This is a genomic window from Nocardia tengchongensis, assembly GCF_054781395.1.
Genome location: NZ_BAAGUM010000017.1, coordinates 252,377 through 265,457, shown reverse-complemented (window position 1 = coordinate 265,457; position 13,081 = coordinate 252,377). Strand labels below are relative to the sequence as shown.

The following is a 13,081-nucleotide window of genomic DNA, read 5'->3' as shown; positions in this document are numbered from 1 at the left end:
TGTCACCTTTCAGCGATGCGGTCGGTCAACAGAGTGAACCCACGAAATCCACACGAAAGAGAATGGGGAAGACGATGACTCTGCAGGTGACCACCATCATGCTGGCCGTCGAGGACATGGATCGGTCCAAGAAGTTCTACGAGGGCCTGGGCGCGAAGCTGGGGCAGGATTTCCCGAACTTCGCGTCGTTCGAGCTGGGCGGCGGTTCCGCGATGGGGATCTACCCGATCGACTGGGCCGCCAAGGACGCGGGCGTCTCGGCCGAGGGTGAGGGCTTCCGGGGCGTGTCGTTCCATTTCATCGTCGACAGCCAGGAGGAGGTCGACGAGGTGATCGCCAAGGTTGTCGCCGGCGGCGGTTCCGTGGTGCGGGAGGCCGAAGGCGCCGGATGGGGTGGGTACTTCGGGTACATCGCCGACCCGGACGGGCACCTGTGGAAGATCGCCACCGCCGCCTGACGGGTCAGACCCCAGGGTCGTCGGGGACTTCGACCGAGATGCGGACGGGCGGAAACGCCTGCTCCGCTTGGCGATAGAGGGCGTCGAGCGGCAGCGGGACCCGGCTGACGGCCAGCACCTGGTTGCCGGTGTAGCCCGCGAAGACATCGCCGTCGAGCAGCACCCGGTAGGAGAACGCCGCGCGGATGTCGTCCAGATGGTGGCGGGTGCCGACGAGGTTCAGCAGGTAGACGCCGCCGGGGCGCAGGACTCGGGCCACCTCGGCGGTGAAGCCGGCGCCGGTGATGCCCGCCGCGATCCGCAGCCCCTCGAAGGCGTCCGCCATCACCAGGTCCGCGGAATCCGCCGGCAGCGTGGTGATTTCGGTCAGCGCGTCGGCGATCCGCAATTCGACGCCGGGCAGGGAGCGCAGGCCGAGGCGTTCGTCGACGAATTCGGCGAGGGCCTCGTCGGCCTCGATCACCAGGTGCCGCGATCCCGGGCGCACGGCCGAGAGGTAGCGCGGGAAGGTGCAGCCGCCCCCGCCGACGTGCACCACATCCAGTGGCGCGTCGGCGGGTTCGAGGGAGTCGACCACGTAGCCCGCGTAGCGCAGGTATTCGAGTTCGAGATACGTCGGGTCGTCCAGGTCCACGTAGGACTGGGCGATGCCGTTCACGGTCAGTAACCAGCCACCGGGGCGTTCCGCGTCGGGCCGCAACTCGGCTCTTCCGAAGCGCACCGCGCGCGCCCCGGGTACCGGCTGGCTGGGCGGTCGCACACCGTCTCCGCTGGGCGCTCCCAGCCAGTTACTCATCGGTCAATGATCGCAGTACTACTGAATTAGCTTGTGCTTGAGCTGCTCGATGGTCTTGCCCTGCAGACCCAGCCCATCCTTCAGGTACTTGTCGACCGAACCGTAAGTGGCTGTGATCTGGTCGATTCCGGCCTGCAGGTAGCTGGCGTCGACGCCCAGCAGCGGCTGGTAGACGGCGGCTGCGGCAGCGCCCTTGGCCGCGGTGATCTGGGCGAGGGTGGCGGCGATGGACTTGGCCGAGTAGTCGTTGGTGGCCAGGTAGTCGCTCATGATGGTGTTCTGGTCGACGCCGGCGATGCTCAGCAGCAGGTAGCTGGTCCAGCCGGTGCGGTCCTTGCCCGCGGTGCAATGGAACACGGCGGGACCCTGCTGGTCGGCGAGCTGGGTCAGCAGGCTCGCGAAGCCTGCGCGCTCGTGCTCGCCGGTGACGAACTGACGGTTGAGGGCGCGCATGCCCTCGCGGGCGGCTTCGGGGCTGGTGAGGTTGCCCAGGGAGCTGGAGAGGTCGCCGCTCAGGATCGAGATGTTGACGTAGGCGGCGCCGGCCGGGACGCGGTCCGGCTTGGCGGCGATCTCGCCGCCGGTGCGCAGGTCGAAGACGGTGCTCAGATGCAGACCGTCGAGGACGGCCAGGTCGGCGTCGTTGGGGGTCAACGCGTTCGAGCGATAGAACACGCCCTTGTTGACGTGGTGGCTGCCCTGCGCGTCATAGCCCGCGCCGGTGCCGGCGACGTCCCGGAAGTTGTCGACACTGGCGAGGCGGGGCGCGTCGGCGACCTGATCCTTGCTGGGCTTGGCGACGGCGGCGGGCAGCGCCGACAGCGACCCGCCCGCCAGGTTTCCGAGCAGCGGGGAGGCGAGCAGCCCACCGCTGAGCGCGACAACGACGGCGGTACGACGCCACGAAACTGACAACTGACTCACTCCTAATCGCGTGTTGATCGCCGAAAGATCTACGCGGGCCGAATGAACCGGTGGAAACCAAACAGAGAACAGTCCAAGGGGTCTCATTCAGCGGGACTCTCCCTGGCCGAGTGTGGCCGGACGCTCCTCGCCATGCATTGCTGCTACAAATTTGCCAGCGTTCCTGGGAGAGTCTCCCAAAGAGCCCATTCTGGACACTTGACCGGCTTAGACTCCCCCGCATGGAGGTTCATACCCGGCAGTTGCAGTACTTCGTCGCGGTCGCGGAGGAGTTGAGCTTCACCCGCGCCGCGCAGCGGCTGCACGTGTCCCAGCAGGGCCTGAGCACCCAGATCAAACAGCTGGAACACGACATGGACGTCACCCTCTTCTCGCGGACCACCCGGCAGGTGGAGCTGACCGCGGCCGGGACGGCGTTCCTGCGGCACGTCCGAGATGCGTTCAGCAGCTTGAATTCCGGCCTCGAGGAAGCCAGAGCGGTCCACCGCGGCGAACACGACCGCCTGGTCCTGGGCTGCCTCGAGGGTGCCGCGCTGACCCTGACCGAGCCGATCCTGACTGCCTTCCGGGCCCGCTTCCCCGCGGTCGCCCTCGATCTGCAGCACTTCACCTACGAGACCCCCTCGGCGGGCCTGACGAGCGGGCAGGTAGACGTCGCCATCGTCCGGCGCCCGTTCCAGGACGACGGGCTGCGCTTCGAGACCCTGTTCCGCCAGCCGTTGCTGGCGATGCTGCCCGCGACCCATCCCCTGGCGGACCGCGCCGAGGTCACGGCGGCGCAGCTGCTGGACGAGCCGATCCTGTCCTCCGCTGCCACCGATCCGGTCTGGAATGGCTTCTGGCAGTTGGACTCCCATCGCAACGGCCGCCCGGCCCCGATCGCCTCCCGTGCGAAGACGCTGCTGGAGGAGCTGCACCAGGTGGCCACCGGGGCAGCCATCGCGATGACGGTGCCCTGCGCGGGGTGGATCAAGTTCCCGGGTGTCCGCCTGGTCCCGGTGGCCGACACAGCCCCTAACGAAGTCGCCGTCTGCTGGCGTCCCGAGACCACCAATCCCCTGGTGCGATCCTTCATCGAGATCGCCCGCCGGGTCCGCGACGCGAATCCCGATCTGCTCGCCCGCCTCCAGGCCCCGCGCTGCCGTGACCGTCACGCCGCTCCGCTGCCGGCCTGAACCAACAACTTTCGCTTGTCGATAATCCACAACAATTGATTTCAGTTCTTTTCCACTCTCGCATAACGTTTCTCAGCGTGAGCCGCAAGGTTCATTCTGAAAACCCCTGAAGGAGAAGAACAATGGGATCCGTGGCCAACTTCCTCGTCGACGCGCTCATCGCGGAACTGACCAAGAAGCTCTTCAGCGGTTCCGCCGGCAAGTAACCGGTCGGACACACAGAGAAGGCCCGGAACCTTGCGGTTCCGGGCCTCTTTCGTAGCTGGGTATTCGGTTTCAGGAGGGCGCTATTCAGCGCCGAGTGCGGAGGCCAGCAGCGGCCATGAATTGTGGAGGTCGCGCTCCCAATAGGCCCAGGTGTGGGTACCGGCGGGCCGGAAGTCGACCTGGGCCGGAATGTTCAGGGCCGCAAGCCGATCGGCCAGCTGGTGGGTGCAGGAGTTGGTGGCGGCCTCGATCAGGCCGCCCAGCACCATCTGGTCCGCCTTGGTGATGACCTGGTCGGGTGTTGGCTGCGCGCCGAGGGACTCGGCCGGGCCGGGCAGGCCGGTGCCGCTGGCCAGATAGATCGCCTTGCCGCGCAGGCTGTCCGCGTTGAGCAGGGCGTCGTGGGCGCGCCAGGCCGGGTCGTCGTCGGGTCCCCACATGTTCTTGGGGTCGGCGTCACCGCGCGCGAGCACCAGCCGGATGTAGGCGCGGCCGGCGGGATCGGAGGTGGAGGCGCACCCGCTGTACGCGGCGACCGCCGAGTACACGTCCGGCGCGCCGGAAATCAGGTCCAGCGCCGAGGTGGCCGACATGGACACGCCCGCAATCGCATTCACGCGCGAAGTACGCAGGGCCGCGTCGATGATGGGCGGTAGTTCCCGGGTCAGAAAGGTCTCCCACCGGTGGCGCCCCAGTTTCGGATCGTCGTGCTGCCAGTCGGTGTAATAGGAGAATTCACCGCCGACCGGAGTCACCACGTTCACGTTCTTGTCCCAGAAGAACGCGACGATGTCTGTGCGGCTGTACCAATTGGTGATATCGGTTCCGCCGCTGGCGCCATTGAGCAGATACAGCGTCGGCGCGTTCGGCTGCGCGGCGGCCATCACCTGGAGCGGGATAACCCGTTGCATGGCAGCCGAATACACGTAGAACATTTGTTGCCGCTGTCCCGCGCGATCGATGTGGTCCAGATGCGAGGAGACATCGGCCCGCGAGACCTGGAACGCGCCCGGGGCGACGGTGATCAGAGCCGCGGCGGCGGCGCACGAAAGGATGAGCGACGAAACGGTCCGCCAGGGCGACACCACTGACTCCTCGGAAACGATGAAAGGTCCTGGGCCGCGGCCGCCGCGCGCGTACCGCGGCCCAGGGGATTTCGAGCCGGTGACTCAGCTGCCCATCAGGCGCTTGATCACGTTGGCGATGGTGTCGGTCACCGAACCGGTGGAGCTGAGCTGGTTCTGCGAAGAGCCGAGGCCGCCCTGGTCGAGGCTGCCCAGCAGGGCCTCACCGGGATTCGCGCCGCGACCGGTGAAGCAGACGCCCATGTTGGGCTGGTCGGAACCGGAGCCGACGGTGCCGCCGACGCTCATGCCGCCGCTGAGGACCGTCTGTCCGTCACTGACCGAGTTGGGCACCTTGTAGGTGAACTCGGCGGTCACCGGATAACCGGAGTTCACGAACCAGCCGGTGCTGGTCACCATCCAGCCGCCGGCGTCGGGCTCCGGCGTCACTTCGGCGGCCTGCTCGCCCTGCGCGGCGTGATACGCGGTCACCACGGTCTTGACCGGCTTGCCGAATCCCGGCGGCGCGAAGTCGGTGATCCGGTTGACGTACGGATTGCCGATGCTCGTGGTGCCGACCACGAGCTTGTAGGTGACCAGCGTGCCGGGCGCGGCGCTGGCGACGTCGATCGACTTGTCGTAGGTGTGGGTGATCCAGAAGCTCGAGATGCCCGGGTTGTAGTCCACGTGCTGGGTCCGTACGCAGGACGGCGAGTCCGCGGCGGCGGGCGCGGTGCCGAGCGCGATGCCCGCCCCCGACATCACCAATGCGGCTGCCGCGACTCCGGCAGCCAATTTCGGGGTGTTACGCATGATTCCTTCCAGCAGTTCCGGCGGTGGCGGAACTGATAGCTAGTGAGCCGGTGGGGAATTCGAGCTTTCGCTCACGTCGGGAAACGCTAGAGCACAACGGAAGAGAACTTAAATCCAAATTTCGATGACATTGACAACCCCACCTTGTCAATCACCACCCTGAGGCGTGCAGTGAACTACAAGTACCGCTTGTAGACGCACCGTGAATTGTGATTTCTCTCGCGGCGTGCGGGGTTTTAGCATTTTCCGGCGTGAGCGAAATGGCTCACGAACAAACTGAAGTTCGAGATGACACAAGGGAATTCGCCATGGGACGACGAGCTGTGAAACATGCTGCCGCGGGTGCCGCCGCCGTAATCGGGGCCGGGGCGTTGTCCCTGTTCGGAGCCGGCCCGGCCGGCGCCACACCCGCCACCCTGACCTGGAACGACGGCCAGACCCAATTCACCCGCACCATCAGCAATGGCACGCCTGCCGTGGGCGACACCATCACCGTCACAACGGCGATGTACCGCACCAAGACCCCGGATGTCACGTACCTTACGTTCAAGGACTACCACCCCTCGTGCCTCACCTATGTCGTCAATTCGGCCAAGCTGACCGACGCTGCCGGCACCCACCCGATCGAGCCCTGGCTCGAGGTCAAGCCCGATTTCATCGCGGCAGATTTCATATCCGAAGGTCTGAATGTCGTCAGCAAGGCCGGCGCCACCGGTGCACAAGCACCCGTCTTCAGCGCCCAATACAAGGTCGGTGACTGCGCCGCCGGTACCAGTCTGACCACCGGGATCGCGTATTCCCAGGCAGGAGCGGGCGGCGCCTGGGATGGAGACTCCAAGGTCGGCCCGTCGATCACGGTCGGCGGAACGCCCGGCGGCGGCACGGGTGGCGGCACCGGCAGTTCCGGCAGCAGCAACCTGCCCGCGCCGCTCAACACCCTGATGTCGCTGCTCGGCGGTACCGGCTCCAGCAAGTAGCACCATCCAGAACGAGAAGGGCCCGGAACCATCAGGTTCCGGGCCCTTTCGGGATCCGACCTACTTGCTGGAGCCGAATCCACCGAGCAGTGAGCCCAGGCTGCCAAGGCTGCCGAGGCCACTGGCGCTGCCGGTACCGCCCGTGCCACCGGTCCCGCCGTCGGCGGCGACGGTCACGGACAGAGTCTGGGTGGCGGAGCCGGCACCCGTGTACTGCGCGGTAATCGTGTGTGCGCCGGCGGCAGCCGGAGTCCACTGGACCGCAGCGGTGCCGTCACTGCCGACCGGTGCGCTGCCGATGGCGGTGTCGCCGTCCTTGAAGGTCACGGTGCCACCGGCAGTGGCCGGGGCGACCGTGGCGGTCAGGGTGCTGGCCTTGCCGGCGGTGGCACCGCTGACCGGAGCGAGCGCGAGCGTGGTGGTGATCGGCTTGGCGACCCGGATCGCCGGACCCTTCGCCTGGAAGTCGAGGTGGCCGAGGCTCGACAGGTATTCCACGCCCGAGGCGAGGTCGGTGTCGAGGGCGCAGTCCGCGCCGACGGTGTACTGGGCGGTGAAGGTCGGCGAATCCACGGCGCCGGGATGGTTTTTCGCGATCACCTGGTAGCCGGTGGCGGTGAAGTCGCCGGCGATGTAGGTCGGGTGAACGTCGAGGTAGGGCTCGACGGCGTGATTACCGCTGCCGTCGGTCACCTTGGCCGTGCCCGAGACATAGCTGAGGCACGCCGGGTGAAAGTCCTTCAGCCAGAAGAACTTCTCATCGGTGGTGTCGGTGCGCTCGAACTTCGTGCTGACCGTGATGGTGTCGCCGATCGCCGGAGTCGCGTTGCTGACCGTGCGGGTGTAGTGCGATGCCTGGTTGTCCCAGGTAATCGTGGCCGGGGCGGCCACGGCGGCAGCGGAATTGAACAGCGCCAGCGCGCCGACCGCGAGGGACGCGGCGGTGCCCGCGGCGATGCGGGTGGGGTGGGTCATGGTGACTTCCTTTGCGACTGAATGCGTTCGGCGGCACCGCCGGCCGTTCCGGCCCTTCGAACCGGTGGCCGGCGGTGCCGGTGGCCCCTGCTACGGCGGGGCCGGGTACGAGCCCGGGGAGAAGGTGGCTCGTACGTCTTTTCGGGGTGGCCGGACTCGGCCTAGGAGCCGGCGGAACCGGTCAGCATCCGCAGCCAGGGAAGCTGCGCGGAGCCCGACCCGAGGCTGCCGGAGCCGGAGCTGCCGCCCGGCGTGCCACCGGGGTTGCCACCCGGGTTGCCGCCGGGGTTGCCACCGGGGTTGCCCGCCGACACGGTGGTCGTGGTCAGGGTCGGCGCGGGGCTCGGGTAGCACTTCACGGGCACGTCCACCGCGCCGATGAAGGTGCCGGAGTCCACCGAGGCGGTGAAGGTGAGACCCGGATCGTCGTAGCTGGTGCCCCCGATGGTGCTGGTGAGGGTCCCGGCAGCGGACGCGGTGACGTTGACGGTCACCGCGGGCAGGGTGAAGGTCACGCCCGACGCCGTCGCGGCGGGAGCGTCGAGGGTGATCTTGCCCGCCGACTGACCGACGGTCGCCGTGATCGTGCCACCCGACACCGAGGACGACACATAGGTCGAATTGGCGGGCACCGGCATGATCAGCTTGATGCCGCGAAGGCTGCGCAGGGGGTGCCCGGAGACGCTCGCCGGCACCTGCATGGCCGCGGGTGTGAGCGTGATCGCCACGGCGTCACCGGTCTTCGCGGTGCTCGGCGCGGTTCCCGTCACGCCGAGGGCCATGGTGAAGGTCTGCGCGCCGCCGATCGGCGGCGTGGCCTGGCATTGGAAGTTGATGGTGGGCGGGAGTGTTTCCGCCTGGGCGGGGCCCGCCGCGAGGCCGAGTGGCAGCAGCGCCAGGGGCGCGAGGGCGGCCACGGTGGCGAGAGTGGATTTCATCGGTGTACTCCTCGGACTCGCGAATGCGAAAGGCCATGCGCCTCTGCATTCCGTACCTGAATGCAGCGAAAACGCTAGAGCACCTGGGGATTCAAGAGAAATCAGAATTTGAGGATCACCCACAAGACCGGACTGTCAATCGGATCGACGATTGACAATTCCACGTTGACAATCCTCAACAAGAATCGATTTACCGAATTTCAGACCGCGCAGTATTGTTCGAGTTCGACCTCGCCGCCGACAAGATTCGATACCGGGAGCGGGCAGATGAGTACACCGAGCGGAATTCTCCATCTCCATGTAGAGATGGGTCCACTGATACTGGATTACCGGGGCCACGCCGAGCAGATCGGAGAGGTAGCCACCGAACTGACCGCCGCCGGCGCGGCGACGGTCAGCATCGACGAGATGGTGAACTCCGAAATGCCCTGTCTGCCTTGCTCGCGACTGTGGGCGGGCTAGGAGCCCGAACCGGAGGACGAGCCCGAGCCGCCGGAACCGCTGGCCGAGCCCGATGCGGAGCCGGACGCCGCGCCGGTGCCGACCGGGCCGTCGGGCACGCTCGCACCCTTCGAGCCGGGACGGTTGATGTAGACCGACACCGGGGTGGAGGCGTTGGCTTCCACGGTCACCACCCGCGCGCCGGGGGCGGAGGTCACGGTGCCGCCGTCGACTCGAACCTGATATCCGTTGGGGTAGTGCAGATCCGAGACATAGATCTCGGTCGGCTTACCCGTGGCGCGGGGCGTGTAGCGGTAGGCGAAGTCGCCGCTCGCGGAGTCGAAGATCATCCGGCCGGGGGTGCCGGAGGTGGCCTGCGGATAGGTGCGGACCAGCTGGCCGCCGATGTCGCCGACGAACGGATCCCCGCCGCGGTACTGCCAGTACTGCCACCCGATGAACCGATCGTCGGCATTGATCAGGGTATTGCTCAGCACCGTCACGTCGCCGTCACCGAATTCCGTGACCAGCGCCGGGATTCCGGTGCGATGGGTGAAGGCGTCGATATTGCCCCAGGTCTTGCCCTGCTGCAGCGGGCACAGGCCGCGCAGGAAGGTGGGCAGGCCGCTGTAGATGGCCATCTGGCTGGGGATGCAGTAGTCGTGCGGGGCGAAGGCGATGCCGGGGGCGCTGATGGGCGGGTTCTTGCCCATGTTGCTGGGCATGGTCTCGTTCCAGGTGACATTGGGTTCCCACAGCACCATCAAGCCGCCGTTGCGGGCGCGGACCGCGTCGGTCAGCTTTTGCATCGCCGCCTGATATTTGGCGTCGAATCCCGTGCAGCCGTTGGGAAAACAGGACAGGAACGCGCTGCCCGGCCACGGCTCGTTGAGCAGTTCGAGCCCGAGTGCGCCCGGATGGCCGTTCATCTTCTCCGCCAGCGCGGCGAGGGACTGGCCCAGATAGTCGAGTGCGCCGTAGGTGTTGTTCCAGACCTCGTCCCAGCCCGCGTTCATGGTGGGCATCAGGTAGTTCAAGGGGAATCCGGGGTTGGGTTCACCCGCGGCCGGGCGGGCATGGATCGCCCATTCCGGGAACCCGTTGCCGCCCCACGGCTTGGACAACCCGTCCTGATGATTGTCGAGCACGGTGTGAATTCCGTACTGCGCCAACATATCCACGGTGGTCGCGACCCGATCCAGGTACGCGGTGTCGACCACGCCCTTGGTCGGCATGAGCCCGTCGAAGTTGACGCCCAGCCGCACGGTGTTGAATCCGTGCCGGGACAGCATCTCCGCGTCCTGGGCCGTGATCGTGGTTCCGGGCGCGAAGTAGGGCGGTTCCTTGTTGACGCTGTTGACGCCGTGCAGCAGCACGACCCGCCCGAATTCGTCGACGAAGCGGGACCCGTCGACATGCAACGGCACGAGCGTGTCCGGCGTGGCCGTGGCGGCCGGCGCCGAGGTGGCCAGGACGCATCCGACCACCGCCGCGAGTACGGCCACGGATCGGGCCACCCACCCGGTGCGGCGGGTGCGGTCGGCGACTGTCGTTTTCATGGTCTCCTACTTGTCCGATCCGGGTCGCCACGGGGTGGAAGGGTTCCTGGCCGTGGCGAACCGCGCCGCGCCGCGGCCGGCGAAGAATGAGAGCATTTCGCTCACGCCGGAACGCTAAAGCAGCGGGCCGCGGAACTGAAACCCTAATTTGCGGCGCATTGACAAGTTGCCCTTGTCAATCGGCGGGGAACTACTGTTTCCACTCGACACCGCTGTGCCATTAGGTTTTTCGTGCGGACTTCCGGCGGTGTCAGGAAGAGATCTTCGCTGTCTGCACCTACGGAGAGGTTGGATATGCTTTCGAGAGGCCGAATCCTGGCCCCGGTCGCCGCGTCCGTACTAGCGTTCAGCGGGCTCGCGGCGCAGCAGGCGCCCGAGGCGACCGCGGAACCCGGCGGCTGGACTCTGCCTCAGCTCACCGTCTCCAACGGGGTCATCACCGATGTCACCGGGCGCACCGTGCTGCTGCGCGGCGCGAATGTCAACCAGCTGAACGACTACGCACAGAACGATCCGGCGCTGCCGACCGTCGCCCCGCTGGACGCCACCGACTTCGCCCAGCTGGCGGCGCTCGGCTTCAATGTGGTGCGGCTCAACCTGGCCTGGTCCGCGCTCGAGCCCACGCCGGGCACGTTCGACCGGAACTATGTGGCACGCATCCACACCGCCGTCGACGACGCCAAGGCCAACGGCATCTACACCGTGCTGGACATGCACCAGGACGCCTGGGGCAAGGCGGTCGGCACACCCAAGGGGCAGGGCTGCCCGATCTTCATGAAGCCCGGCGTCGGCTGGGACGGCGCACCGGCCTGGGCGACGCTGACCGACGGCTGGACCACCTGCAACTTCGGCGGCGTGCGCGAGACCGCGCCCGCCGTGGCCCGCTCGTTCCAGAACTTCTACGAGGACAAGCAGGGCATTCAGGGCCATCTGGTCGACACCTGGGCGAAGCTGGCGGCCGAGTTCAAGGACGAGCCCGCCATCGCCGGTTACGACCTGCTCAATGAGCCGAATCCCGGTCTGCGCGACCCGTTTTCGGCGGCGGATCAGCTCGGCAAGTACTACCAGCGGGTGATCGCCGCCATCCGGCAGGCCGAGCACGGCAGCCTGCCGCACCTGGCGATCTTCGAGCCCAGCGCGCTCTGGTCGGCCCTGGGCATCGACGCCACGCCGCCCGCGAAGTACATCACCGATCCGCTGGCGGTGTTCTCGCCGCACCTGTACAGCGAGTCGATCAATATCGTGAACGCCTTCCCGACCATCGAGGTGGGCTTCAATTTCGCGCTCGACGCCGCCGCCAAGTACAAAGTGCCGGTGTGGACCGGCGAATGGGGTTGGTTCGGGGATCCGAATTCCGATGCGGCGAAGGTGGATCGGTTCGAGGACCAGCTCAACGCGCACCGCATGGGCGGCGCGTGGTGGTCGTGGAAGCAGGCGTGCGGTGACCCGCATGTCGTGAACGGCGGCGGCACCAACAAGCCCACCGGCAATATCAACCCCTTCACCTGCCCTTCGGGCGCACCGCTGGGCCAGCCCGCCGGGTACACCCGCCCACTGTCCCGCTCCTATCCGCGCGCGGCACCGGGCACCTTGACCGAGGTGAGCGCCACCGGATTCACCGGCACCGGCGCGGGCCGCGTCGAAGCCTGGTACCCCGGGACCCAGCGCCCGAATGTTCAGTCCACCAACGTCTCCGACCTCACCTTCACCCAGGTGCCGGGCGGCTGGCAGCTGACCGGGAACACCGTCGGCTCGTATTCGATCAAGCAGTCCTGACGGACGTATTCCGTTCTCCCCCTCGGTAAGACAGGTCATCCATGCCCTCACACAAGACTCCCCGGATCGACGCCGCGGCCGTCGCGCTCGCCGGAATGATCGCCCTCGGCGCGGCGCTCGGCGCCGCCCCGGCGACCGCGCAGCCCGCCGATATCGCCTCCGGGTCCGGTTCCGGCTCAGGAAGTTTCGGCTCCTCGGGTTCGTCCTCCGGGTCGGCCGCGCCGAACGATCCGGTGTCGACCCTGCCCGCGCCCGCCACGACCACCATCCGGCTCGACGGCGCGTCCAACTTCCGCGATATCGGCGGCTACAAGACCTCCGACGGGCACACGGTCCGCACCGGGGTCGCCTTCCGTTCCAACCGCATCTCCGGGCTCACCGACGCCGATCTGGCCAAGCTGGTCGCGGCCGGGGTGACCCTGGACGTGGACCTGCGCAACGGTTCCGAGCGCAGCAGTGCGCCCGATCGGGTGCCGGCGAGCGCGCAGTACAAAGTAGCCGACGTGGTCAGCTTCGACAGCGGCATCTCGTTCCACGAGTTCCCGGTGGTCACCCTGGGACGCGCGGTGGTCGACGGCTTCGTCAACGGCAGCTCCGACATCAAGCAGTCGATCAGCTATCCGTTCATGGTGAACTTCCACGGCTCCGACGTCGCCTTCGGCACGCTGCTGCGGTCCATCGCCGGAAACACCAGTGGCGCAACGCTGTACCACTGCACCTCCGGCAAGGACCGCACCGGCTGGTCGACCGCGGTGCTGCTCACCCTGCTGGGTGTGCCGCGCGATGTGGTCAATGCCGACTACCTGGCCAGCAATAGCGAGCTGGGCGACCCGAAGGCGGTCGAATTATCCTGGCTGGAAGCGGCTTTCAACGAGATGGACCGGCTCTACGGCAGCTTCGACAAGTACGTGCGGGAAGGACTCGGCCTGGATCAGGCCACCATCGACGCGCTGCGCGCGAAGCTGCTGGCCTGATCCG

The 13,081-nt window shown here is 67.1% G+C and carries 12 protein-coding genes and 1 pseudogene; 6 read left to right on the top strand and 7 right to left on the bottom strand.

Features of this window, described 5'->3' with window-relative positions:
- Nucleotides 1-74: 74 nt before the first annotated feature.
- Complete coding sequence (locus ACYVKL_RS32245; RefSeq protein ID WP_379167525.1) at nt 75-458, top strand: VOC family protein; 384 nt, start codon at nt 75-77, stop codon at nt 456-458.
- Between the two features lie 190 nt (nt 459-648).
- Here ACYVKL_RS32245 and ACYVKL_RS32240 read toward each other — a convergent pair.
- Both ACYVKL_RS32240 and ACYVKL_RS32235 read right to left on the bottom strand, forming a co-directional pair.
- Nucleotides 649-1,254 (bottom strand): annotated as a pseudogene (locus tag ACYVKL_RS32240) (spermidine synthase); the annotation flags it as partial.
- 18 nt (nt 1,255-1,272) lie between these two features.
- Complete coding sequence (locus tag ACYVKL_RS32235; RefSeq protein WP_379167527.1) at nt 1,273-2,178, bottom strand: tyrosine-protein phosphatase; 906 nt, start codon at nt 2,176-2,178, stop codon at nt 1,273-1,275.
- Between the two features lie 221 nt (nt 2,179-2,399).
- On the opposite strand from ACYVKL_RS32235, the gene ACYVKL_RS32230 reads away from it, so the two are divergent.
- Nucleotides 2,400-3,353 (top strand): LysR family transcriptional regulator, encoded by a 954-nt coding sequence (locus ACYVKL_RS32230; RefSeq protein WP_379167529.1) that lies wholly within the window; start codon nt 2,400-2,402, stop codon nt 3,351-3,353.
- A gap of 287 nt (nt 3,354-3,640) precedes the next feature.
- On the opposite strand, the gene ACYVKL_RS32225 is transcribed toward ACYVKL_RS32230, so the two are convergent.
- Together ACYVKL_RS32225 and ACYVKL_RS32220 are read right to left on the bottom strand one after the other, a co-directional pair.
- On the bottom strand, nt 3,641-4,645 hold the full coding sequence (locus ACYVKL_RS32225; protein ID WP_379167531.1) for an alpha/beta hydrolase: 1,005 nt from the start codon (nt 4,643-4,645) through the stop codon (nt 3,641-3,643).
- A gap of 84 nt (nt 4,646-4,729) precedes the next feature.
- Nucleotides 4,730-5,437, bottom strand: a complete 708-nt coding sequence (locus ACYVKL_RS32220; protein ID WP_379167534.1) for a hypothetical protein — start codon at nt 5,435-5,437, stop codon at nt 4,730-4,732.
- Nucleotides 5,438-5,688: 251 nt separating this feature from the next.
- Here ACYVKL_RS32220 and ACYVKL_RS32215 point away from each other — a divergent pair, with 251 nt between their 5' ends.
- Nucleotides 5,689-6,414, top strand: coding sequence for a hypothetical protein (locus ACYVKL_RS32215; RefSeq protein ID WP_379167536.1), 726 nt, complete (start codon nt 5,689-5,691; stop codon nt 6,412-6,414).
- A 60-nt stretch (nt 6,415-6,474) separates the two neighbouring features.
- Here ACYVKL_RS32215 and ACYVKL_RS32210 read toward each other — a convergent pair whose 3' ends face one another.
- Both ACYVKL_RS32210 and ACYVKL_RS32205 read right to left on the bottom strand, forming a co-directional pair.
- Complete coding sequence (locus tag ACYVKL_RS32210) at nt 6,475-7,389, bottom strand: Ig-like domain-containing protein (protein WP_379167538.1); 915 nt, start codon at nt 7,387-7,389, stop codon at nt 6,475-6,477.
- A 161-nt stretch (nt 7,390-7,550) separates the two neighbouring features.
- On the bottom strand, nt 7,551-8,327 hold the full coding sequence (locus ACYVKL_RS32205; protein WP_379167540.1) for a hypothetical protein: 777 nt from the start codon (nt 8,325-8,327) through the stop codon (nt 7,551-7,553).
- A gap of 306 nt (nt 8,328-8,633) precedes the next feature.
- On the opposite strand from ACYVKL_RS32205, the gene ACYVKL_RS32200 reads away from it, so the two are divergent.
- Nucleotides 8,634-8,789: a hypothetical protein gene (locus ACYVKL_RS32200; RefSeq protein WP_379167541.1), complete on the top strand. Its 156-nt coding sequence runs from the start codon at nt 8,634-8,636 to the stop codon at nt 8,787-8,789.
- Here ACYVKL_RS32200 and ACYVKL_RS32195 read toward each other — a convergent pair.
- Nucleotides 8,786-10,327, bottom strand: a complete 1,542-nt coding sequence (locus tag ACYVKL_RS32195) for an endoglycoceramidase I (RefSeq protein WP_379167543.1) — start codon at nt 10,325-10,327, stop codon at nt 8,786-8,788. The two genes, ACYVKL_RS32200 and ACYVKL_RS32195, sit on opposite strands and share 4 nt — an antisense overlap.
- 294 nt (nt 10,328-10,621) lie before the next feature.
- On the opposite strand from ACYVKL_RS32195, the gene ACYVKL_RS32190 reads away from it, so the two are divergent.
- Both ACYVKL_RS32190 and ACYVKL_RS32185 read left to right on the top strand, forming a co-directional pair.
- Entirely contained in the window at nt 10,622-12,103 is a 1,482-nt protein-coding gene (locus ACYVKL_RS32190; RefSeq protein WP_379167545.1) for a glycoside hydrolase family 5 protein, read from the top strand.
- Nucleotides 12,104-12,144: 41 nt separating this feature from the next.
- Nucleotides 12,145-13,077: a tyrosine-protein phosphatase gene (locus ACYVKL_RS32185; protein ID WP_379167547.1), complete on the top strand. Its 933-nt coding sequence runs from the start codon at nt 12,145-12,147 to the stop codon at nt 13,075-13,077.
- Nucleotides 13,078-13,081: the final 4 nt, after the last annotated feature.